The sequence below is a fragment of the Bradyrhizobium jicamae genome, from assembly GCF_001440395.1.
In the GTDB taxonomy this organism is placed as follows: domain Bacteria; phylum Pseudomonadota; class Alphaproteobacteria; order Rhizobiales; family Xanthobacteraceae; genus Bradyrhizobium; species Bradyrhizobium jicamae.
On the sequence record NZ_LLXZ01000022.1, the window covers coordinates 38,062 to 55,234 of the forward strand.

Consider the following 17,173-nt stretch of genomic DNA (forward strand, 5'->3'; position numbering starts at 1 on the left):
GCGTGGTATGAAAACCACGTGGGGAAATTTCATACTTCTTAACCATTTAGATCGGTGGTCCATTGAACTACGCCGGCAAATTCGGATCGGGCGAACTCGGCCCTTTTTCCGGCGCGGATATCGGTCTTGGGTCATCGCTGTCACCGCACGGCCATCTTTCATCTCCCGGCAAGGTCCAGGTCGACAAAGTTTCGACACATGCGCCGTCCGACGCCATTGTTGTTCCTGATGCGCATCTGCTGTTCAGCGGCGACTTCAAGCGGTCAGGCGTCGACCTGATCCTCTCGAGCGGCGAGCGCGAGCTCGTGCTGCCCGACTACTTCAAGGGCGAGAAGCGCGCCGCGCTCGCCTCGCCCGATGGCGCCCACCTCACCGGCGACATCGTCAATGCGCTGGCCGGGCACACCCAGTTCGCGCAGGCCGGCGGCACCGCCAGCGTCGCGCCGCAAATGATCGGCCATGTGACGAAGCTGGTCGGCAATGCGACCGCGATCCGCAACGGCGTGTCGATCATCCTGAACCAGGGCGACACCGTCCACAAAGGCGACGTCGTTCAGTCCGGCTCCGACTCGACGCTTGGCATCACCTTCATCGACGGCACCGTGTTCGGCCTCGCGTCGAACGCCAGGATGGTGCTGAACGAGATGGTCTACGACCCCAACGGGTCGGACAACAAATCGCTGCTCAGCCTGGTGCAGGGCACGATCTCCTTCGTCGCCGGCGCCACCGCCAAGAAGGGCGACATGAAGGTCGACACGCCGGTTGCGACCATGGGCATCCGCGGCACCGCGGTGCTGGTCGAGATCGACTTCGAGGTGCCTGGCTCCGGCGTCGCGCCGCCGGCGAAATTCCAGGTGCTGGTCGAGCCCGACGGCACCACCGGCTCCTACATCCTGTTCGACAAGACCACGCTGACGCCGATTGCGACCGTCAACCGGGCCGGCACGCAGACGATCATCAATGGCCAGGGCGGTGTCAGCTTCCAATCGTCGGTGCAGCTATCGCCCGACGCACAGAAGATCATCAGCGACGTGTTCTCGCTGAAGTTCACCGACCTGAATAACCCGAACACCAAGCTCACCACCAATTTTACCGACTCGATCATTCCGGAAACGTTGTTCGTCAAGCTGACCGGCGGGGAGTTCATTCCCGTGACTGTTGCGCTGGTCAACATCCCGAACAGGGTCACCTCCACCTCGGATTCGGGCCCGCCGCCCAGGCTCGAGCACATTCCGGGCCCGCCGCAGGCCGATGCATCCGACGGCGCCGTTACCGAACGCATCGATGTGACCGCGAGCGCCGCGCTCAACAGCATCTCCGGCAGCGTCAGCTATCTCGACCTCAACCGCGGCGACATACCGAGCGTCAGTGCGCAGTTTTCTTCCTTCATCTATCAGAATGCGCAGGGCGCCGACGTTACCGCCACGCTGACGGCGGAGCAGCTCGCTGCGATCAAGGGGGTCGAAGTGCCGCTGTCCGTGGCGCAGGATCCCAACAGCAAGAATTTCGGGACGGCGACCTGGACCTACGATATCGCCGACGGCGCGTTCGACTTCCTCGCCGCCGGCGAGAAGCTGGAGCTCACCTACCTGGCGCGGGTCGACAACAACTACGCGCCGTTCAACGAAACGACATTCGTGCCGTTTACGATCGTCATCACCGGCACCAACGACAAGCCGACGATCTCGGCGACCGGCGGCGTGATCACGGAGCGGATCGGCACCGGCAACACCGCGATCGACGTCGTATCCGGCACCGTCACCTTCGGCGACGTCGACCTGACCGACCGTCCCGTCGTCAGCGTGGCGATCTCCACGACCGATCCGTTCCGCTATTACGACGCCGAGGGCAACGACGTCACGGCGACGCTGACGCCGGAGCAGCTGGCGGCGATCCAGGCCGTCAAGGTGCCGCTCAGCGTGGTGCAGGGGGACGGAAACACCAACAACGGCTCGGCGAGCTGGACCTACAGCATCGAGGACAGCAAGTTCGACTTCCTCGCCAAGGGCGAGACGCTGGTGCTCAACTATGTCGCTGAGGTCGATGACGGCCATGGCGGCGTCATCACCACGTCGATCACGGTCTCCATCGACGGCGCGGACGTTGCCGTCTCCGGCACCAATGACCTTCCGACTGTTGAGGCGACGAGCGCTGCGTTTCCCGAGCTGTCGAATCCCAGCCAGCCGAATCCGACCGGATCACCAGCGCTTCATACCGTATCGGGCACCATCGGCTTCACCGATGTCGACCTGACCGACCGTCCAGTGGCGAGCGCGGCGTTCACGTCTTTCTCCTATGCCAACGCCGCCCACACCGACGTCACCTCATCGCTCACCGCAGCCCAGCTCGCCGTGATCGCGAATGTGGATGTGCCGCTGACGGTGGTGCAGGCAGGCGGCAATACCAACAACGGTTCGGCGAGCTGGAGTTACAGCGTGGCCGACGGCGCGTTCGACTTTCTCGCCGATGGCGAAATCCTCAACCTGACCTACACGGCAACCGTCGATGATGGGCATGGCGGCGTGGTGACCAAGCCGTTTACCGTTGCGGTCACCGGCAGTAACGATACGGCCGGGATCATCAGCGATCCGCAGGTCGCGACGATTGCGGAGAAGGCCGACAGCCACAATTCGTCGGCGCTGGATACCGCCAGCGGCGCGATCACGTTCACCGATGCCGACCTGACCGATACGCATGAGGTCAAGATCACCGGCGTCAGCGCTTCCGGCGTGATGACGGGCCTCACCAATGGCGCGGTTCAACTGAGCTGGCTGTCGCTGGGGCCGCTGACCGATTCCACGAATGGCGTGCAGGGCTCGAATATCTGGTCGTTCTCGGCGCCGGACAAATATTTCGACTATCTCGCCGATGGTGAGGCGGTCACGCTGACCTATACGGTGCAGGTCGACGACCATCATGGCGGTGTCACGTCGCAGGATGTCGTCGTTACCATCAACGGCAGCAACGACGCGCCTGAAATCGCCGATATCGCGCCGCAGGACCTGACGGAGCCGACCAATACCGCGGCGCTGACGACGACGATGTCGGTCGCCTTCACCGACCGCGATTTGTCTGACGTCGGCCACACCGCCACCATCATCGACGCGGTGGCGTCCGGCACCACGTCTGGCCTTGCGCTTGACGAGGCGTCGCTGATTGCGCTGGTGACGCCGGGTGCGGTGACCAAGGCCGCGGGCTCCTCGTCCGGCTCGGTCGGGCTGTCGTTCTCCGCGGCCTCGACGGCGTTCGACTATCTGGCCAAGGGCGAGGTCCTGACGCTGACCTACACGGTTGCGATCGACGACGGCGACGGCGGAACTACGTCGAAGACGTTTGACGTTACCATCACCGGCACCAACGACGCGCCGGTCATTGCAGCGGTGGCGCAGGTCGATCTCACCGAACAGGCAGATGCCGCGCCGCTCACGGCGACGATTCCGGTAACTTTCACGGATGTCGACCTGGCCGATGTCGACCATGCCGCTGATATTACCGGCGTGACGCTTGCAGGCGATACGGACGGCCTGGCCGGCCTGAGTGAGGCCGATCTGATTCAGCTCGTGACGCCGGGAACAGTCGTCAAAGCCGCGGGCTCGTCGGTCGGATCGGTCAACCTCGACTTCTCGGCGAATTCGACGCTTTTCGATTATCTCGCGGCGAACCAGTCGGTCGCACTGACCTACACGGTTGCGATCGACGACGGCGACGGCGGAACCGCGTCCAAGACTTTCACGATCACCGTTACCGGCACCAACGACGCCCCGGTGTTCACCGGCATCGATCTCGCGCCGACCTATCAGGCAGGCGAGGCGGCGGTGGCTCTGGCCGGCAGCGTCTCGGCCAGCGACGTCGACAGCAGCAACTACGCCGGCGGATCGTTCACCGCGACCGTGGCGGATGGCGGACACCAGGGCGACACGCTCACCATCGCGAATGGCGACCTCATTTCGCTCAGCGGCACCGATATCCTGTACGACGCCGACGGGGTGGCCGGCCCCGCCAGCGCCCAGATCGTCGGAACGCTTTCGGATTATGATACCAACAGCCTGACGGTGACGTTGAACGGAATCGCCAACGATGCCGCCGTCGCCGCGCTGGCGCAGGCGATCCAATTCTCGAATTCCACGCCCGACCCTGTCGCCGGCGAGCGCACCGTGACCTTCACGCTTCAGGACGGCGGCGGCACTGCCAATGGCGCGCAGGATTCGGCCTATTTCACCGCGAAGGTCGACGTCGAGGCCGATACCAATCAGGCCCCGGTCCTGAGCGCCGAAAGCATCAGCGTGGTGGAGAACGACGATACCGCCGTTACCAGCACCATGTTCGATATCAAATTGTCCGATGACGATGAGAACTCGGACGTCACGATCACGGCGAGCGCCTTGCACGGCACGCTCTCCCCGGTGGAGGTCGGCAACGTTTCGGAAATCAATACCCAGTTTGCCAACGGCATCATTTACACACCGACGGACTACAACGGCGATAGCCACCTGAACGACATCGTCACGGTGACCGCAACGGACGCCAATGGCCACAGCGACACCCTGAACTTCGTGTTCCAGCAATCCGGATGGAATGGCGCCGCGCTCGAGGGTACGGACGAAAAGGACGTCATCTTTGCAACGGAAGGCAATGATACGCTGACCGGCAACGCCAAAGCTGACCAGTTCGTGTTTGCGTCGGAACCCCAATACGACCCGAGCGCCGACGTGATCACCGACTTCACGCAGGGCGAGGACCATATCGATCTCCGTGCGTTCGCCCAGTTCGTGAACGCCGAAAACATCGCTACGTGGCTTGCAAATCCAGACCATGTGACAGTCAGTGGCGGTGACAAGCTGATCATGCTCGATACTGGCGACACCATCACCCTTAAGGGGCTCGCCACCGCCAGTCTGCATGCGAGCGACTTCATCGTGTCGCCGCATCACTAATATGGCGCTTCGCCACTCGCTAACTTAGGGATATCGGTGCCATCTTCCCGCTTGTCTGGCGCCGCCAGTTAGCGAACAATCGAGAGCATGAAGCGACTACGGGCCTTACCGAGGTGGTTCAAGCGGCGCATCGGCTATGCGAGGCTGCTGTGCCTTGTGCTGCTGATCGGGTTCGCGGCGCTGCGCATCGCCGATCCGGCGCCGGTCGAGGAAATTCGCGTCAGGACCTTTGACGCTTTCCAGCGTATCGATCCCCGCAAGAAGACCGCAAGGCCGGTTACCATCGTCGATATCGACGACAAGAGCCTCGAGAAGCTCGGGCAGTGGCCATGGCCGCGGACGCGGATCGCAGCGCTCGTCAACGAGCTGACCGGGCTGGGCGCCGTAGTGATCGCCTTCGACGCGGTGTTTTCGGAGCCCGACCGGCTCAATCCCGCCGTCGCGGCCGATGCGATCCCGCAGCTCGACGAGGAAACACGCGCCAAGCTGCGTTCGTTGCCGAGCAACGATCAGATCTTCGCCGATGCGATCCGGAAATCGCGCGTCGTGCTCGGCGAGTCCGGCCTGCCGGAGGAAATCACGGCCCTCGACAAGACGCTGCCGGTCACGGGCCTCGCGATGCTCGGCGAGGAGCCGCAGCGCTTCATGTTCGAATTTCCAGGCTTGTTGCGCAACGTGCCAGTGCTGGAGCATGCCGCCGCCGGGCGCGGCCTGTTTACCATCAAGCCCGAGCGCGACGGCATCGTGCGGCGGGTGCCGATGATCATGCAGGCGCAGGGCCAGACCATGCCCTCGCTGACCTTCGAGATGCTCCGCGTCGCCACCGGCTCCGGCACCATCCTGATCAAGGCCGAGAAGGCCGGCATCAAGAGCCTCGGCATCAAGGGCGTCCAGATTCCGACCGACCACAACGGCCAGCTCTGGGTTCACTATGCCCGCAACGACGCCTCGATCTACGTTCCTGCCTTCAACGTGCTGGAGAAGAGCGTCGCGCCCGACATGATCGCCGGCAAGCTGGTTCTGATCGGCACGTCGGCGGTCGGCCTCAACGACATCAAGACCACGCCGGTGTCGCGCGCCATGCCCGGGGTCGAGATCCATGCCCAGGTGCTGGAGAGCGCGCTGACCGGCGAAGTAATCTCGCAGCCGATCTACGGTATCGTCCTCGAATTCACGGCAGCGATGTTGTTCGGGCTACTGGTGATTGCGTTCGCGCCGCTGTTCGGGCCGGTCACGCTGGTCATCGTCGGCGGCGCGTTTGCAACCGTGCTGGTCGGAACTTCGGCGTATTTCTACGCGCAGCACCGCTTGCTGATCGATTTCACCTATCCCCTGATGTCGACTACCGCGATCTATCTTACGCTGATCTTTTCCAGCTTCGTGCGCGAGCAGCAACAGCGTAAGCAGATCCGTGGCGCCTTCGCGCAATACATGTCGCCCGTGCTGGTCGAACAGCTCGCGCAGTCGCCGGAAAAGCTCGTGCTCGGCGGCGAGGAGCGTGAGTTGACCATCATGTTCTCCGACATGCGCGGCTTCACCTCGATCTCGGAGACCTACAAAAACGATCCGCAGGGCCTCACCGCGCTGATGAACCGTTTCCTGACGCCGCTGACCAACGCGATCCTCGCGCGCAAGGGCTACATCGACAAATATATGGGCGACGCCATCATGGCGTTCTGGAACGCGCCGCTTGACGACAAGAACCATGAGCTCAATGCCTGCGAGGCGGCGGTCGACATGCTGGAGCGCGTCGATGAGCTCAACGAGGCGCGCGAGCAAGAGGCGAAGGAAGAGGGGCGTCCGTTCATTCCGCTCAATGCCGGCATCGGGCTCAATACCGGCATTTGCGTGGTCGGAAACATGGGCTCCGACCTCAAGTTCAATTATTCGGTGTTCGGCGACAGTGTCAATCTGGCCTCGCGCCTCGAAGGGCAATCCAAGGAATACGGCTTCCCGATCATCGTCGGCTCCAGGACCGCGCTGGCGGTCAAGGACAAGTTCGCCATCCTCGAGCTCGACTTCATCATGGTGAAGGGCAAGAAGGAGCCGGAGGTGATCTACGCCATCGCCGGCCGCGCGGACACCGCGCAGTCCGGCCGCTTCCAGCGCCTGCGCAACCTGACCATCGAGATGCTCTCCTGCTATCGCAACCGCGACTGGAACGGCACGCTGGCCGCGATCGAACGCGGCCGCAAGACCGACGAGGCGCGTTCTCTGGAGCTGCTCTACAATTTGTACGAAGCCCGGATTCGCAACTATCTCGAAAACCCGCCGCCGGAAGACTGGAACGGCGCCTTCGCGCTGCTGACGAAGTGAGGGCCGTAGGATGGGTGGAGCGAAGCGATACCCATCAAATCCTTGCGCGGAAGCATGATGGGTTTCGCTGCGCTCTACCCATCCTACGGGAGTCGCAAATCGCAGAATCATAGGGTAGGCAAAGCGAAGCGTGCCCACATCACGAGCGCGGTATGGAATGGTGGGCACGGCGCTATGCGCCTTTGCCCACCCTACGATTCCTACTCCAGCCCAATCTGCGTCAGATCCTGAAACCAGTGCTGGGCCTGCACGAACTTCTTCACCTTTGGCGACAGCGCGTGCGGGTTGGTGTCGTGCACCACCCATACGAGCGTGGCGTCATCGACGATCAGCGCATGCGCTTGTGCCAGGAGTTCGTCCTGCTTGGCGACATCGAAGGTCTGCTTCGCCTCATCGATCAGCGCATCGACCTTCGGGTTCTTGTAGCCGCCCCAGTTGACGCCGACAGGCGCGATCTGGCCGGAGTGGAAGAAACGCACGATGGCGTAGAGCGGGTCTGACGTCACATAAGCGATGTTGTTGGAGGTGATGCCTGCGTTCATCTCGTCAGCCGCGCCCTTGCGCCACGCCGTATATAACGTCTCGAGTTCCACCACCTTGAAGTCGATGTCGATGCCGATTTCCTTGAAACTCTGTTGCAGGAATTCGTTCATCGGCAGCGACAGCATCTGCCCGGTGCCGCCCTGCGCGATGACGAAGGTCGTCTTCAGCGGCTTTTCCTTCGAATAGCCTGCCTCCTGCACCAGCTTCTTCGCCGCCGCGACATCGTATTTGAGCTCGAACGACGGCTTGCCAAACCACGGGCTCGACGGGTCGACCTGGCCCTTGGCGGGCTTTGCCAATCCGTTCATCAGGCCGACCACCGCATCGCGGTCGATCGCGAGATTGAGCGCCTTGCGCAGGCGAATGTCGGTCCAGGGTGATCCCGGCAGCACGCTCAAATGATAATTCCAGACATGCGGGGTGACGTTGTCGACGATCTTCATGCCGGCGGATTTGAGCTGCGGCACCGCATCCGGCGCCGGCGTTTCGATCAGGTCGACCTGGCCGGCCAACAACGCATTGGTGCGCGTCAGAGCTTCCGGCATCGGGATCAGCACGATCTTGTCGGCCTTCGGAAGCCGCTTCTTGTCCCAATAGTCGGCATTCTTCGTCAGCTCCGCGAGTTCGCGCGGGACGAGCTTTGTCAGCTTGAACGGCCCGGTGCCGGAGGGCTGGCTGGCGAACTTGTCCCAGTCCTTGCCGAGCTTTTCATATTGCGCGGGGCTGGAGACCAGAAACCAGAGCATCTGATACGGGAAGAACGAATCCACCGTCTTGGTCGTGATCTCGATCGTGCCGTCGTCGACCTTGGCATAGCTGGCGACCGAGGGCAGGCGGGTCCTTACCTGTGCGCTCTGCCGCTTGTCGAACTGCGGTGCCTTGTCGTTGAGCACCTTGTCCAGATTCCAGATCACTGCATCGGCATTGAATTCGCTGCCGTCATGAAATTTGACGCCCTTGCGCAAGGTGAAGCGCCACTTCTTCTTGTCCGCCTCGTCGACCTTCCATTCGGTCGCCAGCCCCGGCACCAGCTTGCCCGGCCGGTCGGATACGTCCATCTCCCAGGCCACCAGCGGGTCATAGATCGTATAGGCCGAAAACTGGTAGGCGCCGGCGCCGCGGTCGGGCTGGCCGGTGGTCAGCGGAATGTCCGCCATCGATATGCCGTAGCGCACAACGGTTTCCGCCTGCGCCGAAATCGTGGGCAAGCCAAGAGGGAATCCGAGGGCTATTGCCGCGGCAGCAAGAAGCATCGAATATCGGGTGCGCATGATTTAAGCTCCATCGGGCAGGGGTTGGAGCTAAAAAATGCAAACTTGGTGCCAAATGGAGCATGGAAGGCGCACTTGCATGCGCGCACTCACGGGAGTTGTGCGGCTAATGGCCTCCCGCAAGGCGCCGTCTTTGGCACAGGCGTTGCATACCTTTGCATAAGAATTAGTCACCCAAGTCGAGAAGGAATTGCTGCATATGCGTAACGAGACATCAAAGAAGACGGCCACCGCGTGGCTGCTGGCGACCGCCCTGGTGGTGGGTCTGCCGCAGCTCGCAAGCGCCGAGACCGTGCTGCGGATCGGCATGACGGCGGCCGATATTCCGCGCACGCTCGGCCAGCCCGATCAGGGGTTCGAGGGCAACCGCTTCACCGGCCTGACCATGTATGACGGTCTGACGATGTGGGACCTCTCCTCGGCGGACAAGGCGAGCGTGATGATTCCCGGGCTCGCGACCGAGTGGAAGGTCGATGAGGCCGACAAGAAGAAATGGACCTTCAAGCTTCGTCCCGGCGTCAAATTCCACGATGGCAGCGACTTCAATGCCGATGCCGTGGTCTGGAACGTCGAGAAGGTGCTGAAGCAGGATGCGCCGCATTTCGACGCGAGCCAGGTCGGCGTCACCGCCTCGCGCATGCCGACGCTCGCTTCCGCGCGCAAGATCGACGACCTGACGGTGGAATTGACCACCAAGGAGCCGGACAGTTTCCTGCCCATCAACCTGACCAACCTGTTCATGGCGAGCCCCGCCAAGTGGCAGGCGTTCTATGACAAGGCTGAGGGCGCCGACGCCAAGGCCAAGTCGCAGGCCGCGTGGGCGGCCTTCGCCAGGGACGCGTCGGGCACCGGCCCATGGAAGATGTCGAAGTTCACGCCGCGCGAACGGCTCGAACTCGTCAAGAACGACGGCTATTGGGACAAGGCGCGCGTGCCCAAGGTCGACAAGATGGTGCTGCTGCCGATGCCGGAGGCCAATGCCCGCACCGCGGCGCTGCTGTCCGGCCAGGTCGACTGGGTCGAGGCGCCGGCGCCGGATGCCGTCAAGGAAATCAAGCAGCGCGGCTTCCAGCTCAAGGCCAATGAATCGCCGCACGTCTGGCCCTGGCAGTTCTCGCGCATCGAAGGTTCGCCCTGGAACGACATCCGCGTCCGCAAGGCCGCCAATCTCTGCATCGACCGCGAAGGTCTCAAGGAGGGCCTGCTTGCCGGCCTGATGGTGCCGGCCACCGGCACCTTCGAGGCCGGCCATCCCTGGCGCGGCAAGCCGACCTTCGAGATCAAGTATGATCTGAAGGCCGCCCAGAAGCTGATGCAGGAAGCCGGCTACGGCCCGAGCAAGAAGCTGACGGTGAAGACGCAGACCTCGGCGTCGGGATCGGGCCAGATGCAGCCCTTGCCGATGAACGAATATCTGCAGCAGGCGCTGGCCGAGTGCTACTTCGACGTCCAGCTCGACGTCATCGAGTGGAACACGCTGTTCACCAACTGGCGCCGTGGCGCCAAGGATCCGACCGCCAACGGCGCCAACGCCACCAACGTCACCTATGCGGCGATGGACCCGTTCTTCGCGCTGGTGCGCTTCCTGCAGTCGTCGATGGCGCCACCGGTGTCGAACAATTGGGGTTTCATCAACAACCCCAAGTTCGACGAGCTGGTGACCAAGGCCCGCCAGACCTTCGATCCCGCGGCGCGTGACGCGGCGCTGGCCGAACTGCATGCGGCATCGGTCGATGATGCGGCGTTCCTCTATGTCGCCCACGACGTCTCGCCGCGCGCGATGAGCCAGAAGGTCAAGGGCTTCGTGCAGCCGAAGAGCTGGTTCGTCGACTTCTCGCCGGTAACGATGGCGCCGTAAGGAAGGGACGCTTCCGCTCGCTCGTTTCCCCTCTCCCCTTGTGGGAGAGGGTGGATCGAATGAGCGAAGCTCATTCAAGACGGGTGAGGGGTTCTCTCCGCGGACATCCCTCTCTCGTCTGCAATGTCTGCATCCGCGGATAGAACCCCTCATCCGGCGCGGACGTTGTCCGCGCCACCTTCTCCCACAAGGGGAGAAGGGAAGATAAAGAGTCGCTCGTGTTTGCTTATATCGCCCGACGTATCGTCTACGTCATCCCGATCGTGCTCAGCGTCGCGCTGGTGTGTTTTCTGCTCGTGCATATCACGCCCGGCGATCCGCTGGTGGCGGTGCTGCCGGCGGATGCGTCGCAGGAACTCGCCGCACAGATGCGCACCGCGTACGGCTTCGACCGGCCACTGCCGGTGCAGTTCGGGCTGTGGATCTGGCGCGCGCTCCACGGCGATCTCGGCGCCTCGATCGCCACCGGCCGCCCGGTGCTGTCGGAAGTGTTGCGCGCTGTCGGCAACACCGTGACGCTTGCGATTGCCGCGGCGCTGATCGGCTTCACGCTCGGGCTGTTGTTCGGCCTGATCGCCGGCTATTTCCGCGACACCTGGGTCGACAAGGTCGCGACCTCCGTCGCCATCGCCGGCGTGTCGGTGCCGCATTACTGGCTCGGCATGGTGATGGTCATCATCTTCTCGGTGCAGCTCAACTGGCTCCCCGCGGTCGGCGCCGGTCCCGGCGGCTCCGGTTCGTGGGGCTGGGATTGGGAGCACATGAAATATCTGATCCTGCCGGCGATCACGACCTCGGTCATCCCGATGGGTATCGTCACCCGCACGGTGCGCGCGCTCACCGGCGACATCCTCTCGCAGGATTTCGTCGAGGCATTGCGCGCCAAAGGCCTGCGCGAATGGGATGTGTTCAAGCACGTCATCAAAAACGCCGCGCCGACTGCGCTGGCGGTGATGGGCCTGCAGCTCGGCTACATGCTCGGCGGCTCGATCCTGATCGAGACCGTGTTCTCCTGGCCTGGTTCGGGCCTGCTGCTCAATTCGGCGATCTTCCAGCGCGATCTGCCGCTGTTGCAGGGCACCATCCTGGTGCTGGCGCTGTTCTTCGTCACCCTCAATCTCCTGGTCGATATCGCGCAGGCCGCGATCGATCCGCGCATCAAGCGGGGCTGATCATGAGCGTGATGTCGGATACCGCACTACAGGCCGCACCCATCACCAAGGCGCGCGGCTATTGGGCGACCGTCGGCCGCCGTATCGTGCGCGACAAGGTCAGCATGGTCTGCGCATTTGTGCTGGTGCTGATCTTTGCTTCTGCGCTGCTGGCGCCATGGCTCGGTCTCGCCGATCCCTACCAGGGCTCGATGATCCGAAGGCTTCGCCACATCGGCACGCCGAACTATCCGCTCGGCACCGACGAGCTCGGCCGCGACATGCTGGCCCGGCTGATTTACGGCGGGCGGCTGTCGCTGATCATCGGCATTCTTCCGGTGATCTTCGCCTTCGTGATCGGCACCTCGCTCGGCCTTGTCGCCGGCTATGTCGGCGGCCGGCTCAACACCGCGATCATGCGCACGATCGACGTGTTCTACGCCTTCCCCTCGGTGCTGCTGGCAATCGCGATCTCGGGCGCGCTCGGCGCGGGCATCGTCAACTCGATCGTGTCGCTGACCATCGTGTTCGTGCCGCAGATCACCCGCGTCGCCGAAAGCGTCACCACCGGCGTGCGCAACATGGATTTCGTCGAGGCCGCACGTGCCTCCGGTGCCGGTCCCTTCACGATCATGCGCGTGCACATGCTCGGCAACGTTCTGGGGCCGATCTTCGTCTACGCGACGGGATTGATCTCGGTGTCGATGATCCTCGCCGCCGGCCTCTCGTTCCTCGGCCTCGGCACCAAGCCGCCGGAGCCGGAATGGGGTCTCATGCTCAACACGCTGCGCACGGCGATCTATGTCAACCCATGGGTGGCGGCGCTGCCGGGCGTGATGATCTTTGCGGTGTCGATCTGTTTCAATCTGCTCAGCGACGGCATGCGCAGCGCCATGGATATCAGGAACTGACGTGATGAGTGAGACGTATCAGTCAGTCGATCATCTGGAGCAGGTCGAGGACGTCGGCGGCGCGGCGCAGCCGCTGCTGCAGGTCATGGGCCTCACCAAGCATTTCCCGGTGCGGGGCGACCTGTTCAGCCCGCGCAAGACCGTGCGCGCGGTCGATAATGTCTCGTTCTCGATCGCCAAGGGCGAGACCGTGGGCATCGTCGGCGAGTCCGGCTGCGGCAAGTCGACCACCGCGCGGCTTCTGATGCACCTGATGAAACACGACGCCGGCGACATCGTCTATGACGGCATGAAAGTCGGCCGCGAGCTTTCCCTGCGCGAACTGCGCCGCGGCATGCAGATGGTGTTTCAGGACAGCTACGCCTCGCTGAATCCGCGCCTCACCATCGAGGAATCGATCGCGTTCGGCCCAAAGGTGCACGGCATGGCCGATGCCGCCGCGCGCACGCTGGCGCGCGAACTGCTCGGCAAGGTGGGCCTGCGGCCGGAAACTTTCGCCAACCGCTACCCGCACGAGATTTCCGGCGGCCAGCGCCAGCGCGTCAACATCGCGCGTGCGCTGGCGCTGTCGCCGCGGCTGGTGATCCTGGATGAAGCGGTCTCGGCGCTGGACAAATCGGTCGAGGCGCAGGTGCTCAATCTGCTTGCCGATCTCAAGCGCGAATTCGGCCTGACCTATCTGTTCATCAGCCACGATCTCAACGTCGTGCGCTACATCTCGGACCGCGTGCTCGTGATGTATCTCGGCGAGGTGGTCGAACTCGGCCCGGTCGACAAGGTCTGGGACGCGCCGGCGCATCCCTATACGCGGGCGCTGCTCGCCGCCATGCCGTCGTCCGACCCTGACAATCGCACCAAGACGCCGCCGATTTCAGGCGATCCGCCCAACCCGATCGACCCGCCATCCGGCTGCCGGTTTCACACCCGCTGTCCGTTTGCGGAGCCGCTCTGCGCAAATGCGACACCAGACCTCAGCGATGTCGATACAATGGGCCATCAGGCGGCGTGCTACATGGCCATCCCGGGCTCCGGGCACAGCCGCGCATCGGCCAACAAGAACAACATGGGAGCAAGCGCCGCATGACAAGACCCGATCCCAAACAGGTCAAGGTAATGACTGAAATCGCCGGCGTGCCGCAGGATGCGGAAGTAGCCGCCCGCATCGCCAATTCCATCGGCCCGGCTTTTGACGGCTTTGCGCCGGTCGCCGGCACGCTGCCGATGGATCTCGAGCCCGCAAGCTTCCTGCTGGTGCAGAATGCGAAGGTGTCGACATGAGCGGCGAACCGGCCCTGATGTCGCTGGTTGCGGTCGCCAAGGTGATCGGAGCCAGGAAAATCTCCTCGCGCGAGGCGACGCAGTCCTGCCTCGACCGGATCGCGCAGTGGCAGCCGCGCGTCAACGCCTTCATGGCGATCGAGGCTGATGCGGCGCTGGCCGCTGCGGACGCCGCGGATGCGGCGCTTGCCAAGGGCAATATTGCCGGCGTGCTGCACGGCGTGCCGCTGGCGCACAAGGACATGTATTACGACGCCGGTAAGGTCGTGACCTGCGGCTCGAAGATCCGCCGCGATTTCGTGCCGACGACGACCTCGACCGCGCTGCAGCGCCTGAAGGACGCCGGCTCCGTTCGGCTCGGCTCGCTGCAGATGGTCGAGTTCGCCTACGGTCCCACCGGCCACAACCCGCACTATGGCGCGGTGCGCAATCCTTGGAACGTCGATTACATCACCGGCGGCTCGTCATCCGGCTCCGGCTCGGCGGTCGGGGCGCGGCTGACGTTTGCAGCGCTCGGTTCCGATACCGGCGGCTCGATCCGGATGCCCGCGCATTTCTGCGGCGTCAGCGGCTTCAAGACCACGGTCGGCCTGATCAGCCGCGCCGGCGCAATGCCGCTGTCGCAATCGCTCGATACCGTAGGCCCGCTCGCACAGACGGTCGAGGACTGCGCGCTGCTGGTGGGCTTGATGGCGGGCGCCGATCCCCTGGATCCGACCACGTCGTCGCGGCCGGTGCCGAACTATATGGCCGCGACCACAGGCTCGATGAAGGGCCTGAAGATCGGCGTGCCGACCGCCTTCTATGTCGACGATCTCGATTCCGAAGTCGCGCGCGTACTCGATGAGACGATCGCTACCCTCAGACAAGAGGGGGCCGAAATCGTCAAGGTCGAACTCCCTGACCAGCGCCAGCTCACCGCCGCCTGCCAGATCGTGCTCGCCACCGAGGCTGCCGCCTTCCACAAGCGCTGGATGATCGAGCGTCCGCAGGATTACGGCGCGCAAGTGTTGATGCGGCTGCAGAACGGGCTCGCGATTCCGGCCGTGACCTATCTCGAAGCGATGCGCTGGCGTGGCCCGGCGCTGGCCGCCTACGTCGCGGCGGTGGAAGGCACCGATGCCGTGATCGCGCCGGTGGCGCCGATGCCCGCAGTGACCATTGCCGAAAGCGATGTCGGCAACAGCCTCGATGCGGAGGCCGTGATCCAGCGCATCACGAAGTTCACCCGTCCGATCAACTATCTTGGCCTGCCGTCGCTCTCGATTCCCACGGGCTTCACCGGAAAGGGCCTGCCGGTCGGCATGCAGTTGATCGGTCGTCCCTTCGATGAAGCCGGACTGGTGCGGATCGGCGCCGCCTTCCAGCGCGCCACCGACCATCACCAAAAGGTCCCCAAGCTGGCATGAGCAACCTCGTCGACATCCGCGACCTCAACATCCGCTTCACCGGCGAGCGCACGGTTCATGCCGTCAACGACATCTCGCTTTCGCTGGGCCAGGGCGAGGTGCTTGGCCTGCTCGGTGAATCCGGCTCGGGCAAGAGCGTGACGCTCCGCGCGCTGATGCGGCTATTGCCGAGGAAGCGGACGCAGATTTCGGGCACGGTGAAAGTCCTGGGCCGCGACGTGCTGGCGATGAACGACGAGGAGCTATCGGCGTTTCGGGGCCAGACCGTCTCGATGATCTTTCAGGAGCCGGCGCTGGCGCTCGATCCCGTCTACACGATCGGCCGCCAGATCGCCGAAAGCGTGATCCGTCACGAAGGCAAGAGCGAAAAGGAGGCGACGGCCCGCGCGCTGGAAATGCTGGAGGTGGTCCGCATTCCCTCCGCCAAGCGCCGCCTCGAAGCCTATCCGCATGAAATGAGCGGCGGCATGCGCCAGCGCGCGATGATCGCGCTTGCCTTGGCCTGCAAGCCGAAGATCCTGCTGGCCGACGAGCCGACCACGGCGCTGGACGCCACCGTGCAGATCCAGATCCTGCTGCTGCTCCGCGAATTGCAGCGCGAGTTCGGCATGTCCGTGATCTTCGTGACCCACGATATCGGCGTCGCCATTGAAATCTGCGACCGCGTTGCGGTGATGTATGCCGGCCAGATCGTGGAGCAGGGCCGTTTGCGCGATATCGTCCGCACGCCCGTGCATCCCTACGTCAAGGGCCTGCTGGCCTCGACCGTCCACGGCGCCAAGCGCGGCCAGCGCCTCGAAACCATCCCGGGCACGCCGCCCTCGCTGGACAAGGCGCCCGCCAGTTGCTCGTTCGCGCCGCGTTGCAGCGTCGCGCAGCCCCGCTGCAGCGAGCGCCTGCCGCCCAACGTGCAGGTGTCGGCGGATCGCACGGCGCGTTGCGTGCTGGCGGAGTCGGCTGACGCTGCTGTTACCTGACAAGTGATGGTGCAATTGAATTCGTCATGCCCGGGCAGAAGCGCGTCTCGCTCTAGATGTCCTGGGCATCCACGTCTTAGCGGCTCGTTGTGACAAAGACGTGGATGGCCGGGACAAGCCCGGCCATGACAAAGGAATCGGCTCTCCGATTGCGCTTGCCTTACCCACCCAATCCCGGATCGGCCCATTGCTCGATCTGCGCCGGCCCGACCACCTGCTTCGGCTGATGCGGATTGAGCGTGCCGGCGCTGGCGGACCAGCCCTTGGCGAGGATTTGCATCGCAAACAATTTGGCGTCGATCTCGGATTTGAAGGTGCGGGTCGAACGGGCCATGCTCTCCGCGGTCTCATCCGTCTTGTCCGGACCAAAAGTGACGTACCAAATATCGTTCTGTTTCATGCCGACATAACGCGCGTGACATAAAAAAGTTTCACTTCGCTGGCCGCATTGGCAAAGCGCGCGGACGGCTCGTCACATCAGACCATGATGGACAGGCGGCCGTCGGCTTGCGCAGCAAACCTTGG

Annotated in this window: 11 protein-coding genes; 9 read left to right on the top strand and 2 right to left on the bottom strand. The window is 63.5% G+C overall.

What is annotated here, in order from left to right; translation table 11 throughout:
- Positions 1-62: 62 nt before the first annotated feature.
- A complete protein-coding gene (locus tag CQ12_RS04075; RefSeq protein WP_057834079.1) occupies positions 63-4,934 on the top strand; it encodes a VCBS domain-containing protein in 4,872 nt (1,623 codons plus the stop codon).
- Positions 4,935-5,021: 87 nt separating this feature from the next.
- Positions 5,022-7,250, top strand: a complete 2,229-nt coding sequence (locus CQ12_RS04080) for a CHASE2 domain-containing protein (RefSeq protein WP_057834080.1) — start codon at positions 5,022-5,024, stop codon at positions 7,248-7,250.
- A 200-nt stretch (positions 7,251-7,450) separates the two neighbouring features.
- On the opposite strand, the gene CQ12_RS04085 is transcribed toward CQ12_RS04080, so the two are convergent.
- A complete protein-coding gene (locus tag CQ12_RS04085) occupies positions 7,451-9,064 on the bottom strand; it encodes an ABC transporter substrate-binding protein (protein WP_057834081.1) in 1,614 nt (537 codons plus the stop codon).
- A 190-nt stretch (positions 9,065-9,254) separates the two neighbouring features.
- On the opposite strand from CQ12_RS04085, the gene CQ12_RS04090 reads away from it, so the two are divergent.
- From CQ12_RS04090 to CQ12_RS04120, 7 genes are all read left to right on the top strand, one after another.
- A complete protein-coding gene (locus CQ12_RS04090) occupies positions 9,255-10,922 on the top strand; it encodes an ABC transporter substrate-binding protein (RefSeq protein ID WP_430642180.1) in 1,668 nt (555 codons plus the stop codon).
- 218 nt (positions 10,923-11,140) lie between these two features.
- Positions 11,141-12,094 (top strand): ABC transporter permease, encoded by a 954-nt coding sequence (locus CQ12_RS04095; protein ID WP_057834083.1) that lies wholly within the window; start codon positions 11,141-11,143, stop codon positions 12,092-12,094.
- 11 nt (positions 12,095-12,105) lie between these two features.
- On the top strand, positions 12,106-12,984 hold the full coding sequence (locus CQ12_RS04100; RefSeq protein WP_057834135.1) for an ABC transporter permease: 879 nt from the start codon (positions 12,106-12,108) through the stop codon (positions 12,982-12,984).
- A 4-nt stretch (positions 12,985-12,988) separates the two neighbouring features.
- The gene (locus CQ12_RS04105; protein ID WP_057834084.1) at positions 12,989-14,068 is read left to right on the top strand and encodes an ABC transporter ATP-binding protein; all 1,080 of its coding nucleotides are present in this window, start codon (positions 12,989-12,991) and stop codon (positions 14,066-14,068) included.
- A complete protein-coding gene (locus CQ12_RS04110; protein WP_057834085.1) occupies positions 14,065-14,262 on the top strand; it encodes a hypothetical protein in 198 nt (65 codons plus the stop codon). Before CQ12_RS04105 ends, CQ12_RS04110 begins: the two co-directional genes overlap by 4 nt.
- Complete coding sequence (locus CQ12_RS04115) at positions 14,259-15,671, top strand: Asp-tRNA(Asn)/Glu-tRNA(Gln) amidotransferase GatCAB subunit A (protein WP_057834086.1); 1,413 nt, start codon at positions 14,259-14,261, stop codon at positions 15,669-15,671. Before CQ12_RS04110 ends, CQ12_RS04115 begins: the two co-directional genes overlap by 4 nt.
- Positions 15,668-16,648: an ABC transporter ATP-binding protein gene (locus CQ12_RS04120; protein WP_057834087.1), complete on the top strand. Its 981-nt coding sequence runs from the start codon at positions 15,668-15,670 to the stop codon at positions 16,646-16,648. Before CQ12_RS04115 ends, CQ12_RS04120 begins: the two co-directional genes overlap by 4 nt.
- A 160-nt stretch (positions 16,649-16,808) precedes the next feature.
- On the opposite strand, the gene CQ12_RS04125 is transcribed toward CQ12_RS04120, so the two are convergent.
- Complete coding sequence (locus tag CQ12_RS04125; RefSeq protein ID WP_057834088.1) at positions 16,809-17,048, bottom strand: Sec-independent protein translocase family protein; 240 nt, start codon at positions 17,046-17,048, stop codon at positions 16,809-16,811.
- Positions 17,049-17,173 lie beyond the last annotated feature (125 nt).

What these genes read in the sequence shown, in the direction of transcription:
- CQ12_RS04080 (WP_057834080.1), top strand. Translation starts at nt 5,022, where the DNA reads ATGAAGCGACTACGGGCCTTACCGAGGTGGTTCAAGCGGCGCATCGGC.
- CQ12_RS04085 (WP_057834081.1), bottom strand. Translation starts at nt 9,064, where the DNA reads ATGCGCACCCGATATTCGATGCTTCTTGCTGCCGCGGCAATAGCCCTC.
- CQ12_RS04100 (WP_057834135.1), top strand. Translation starts at nt 12,106, where the DNA reads ATGTCGGATACCGCACTACAGGCCGCACCCATCACCAAGGCGCGCGGC.
- CQ12_RS04105 (WP_057834084.1), top strand. Translation starts at nt 12,989, where the DNA reads ATGAGTGAGACGTATCAGTCAGTCGATCATCTGGAGCAGGTCGAGGAC.
- CQ12_RS04110 (WP_057834085.1), top strand. Translation starts at nt 14,065, where the DNA reads ATGACAAGACCCGATCCCAAACAGGTCAAGGTAATGACTGAAATCGCC.
- CQ12_RS04115 (WP_057834086.1), top strand. Translation starts at nt 14,259, where the DNA reads ATGAGCGGCGAACCGGCCCTGATGTCGCTGGTTGCGGTCGCCAAGGTG.
- CQ12_RS04120 (WP_057834087.1), top strand. Translation starts at nt 15,668, where the DNA reads ATGAGCAACCTCGTCGACATCCGCGACCTCAACATCCGCTTCACCGGC.
- CQ12_RS04125 (WP_057834088.1), bottom strand. Translation starts at nt 17,048, where the DNA reads ATGAAACAGAACGATATTTGGTACGTCACTTTTGGTCCGGACAAGACG.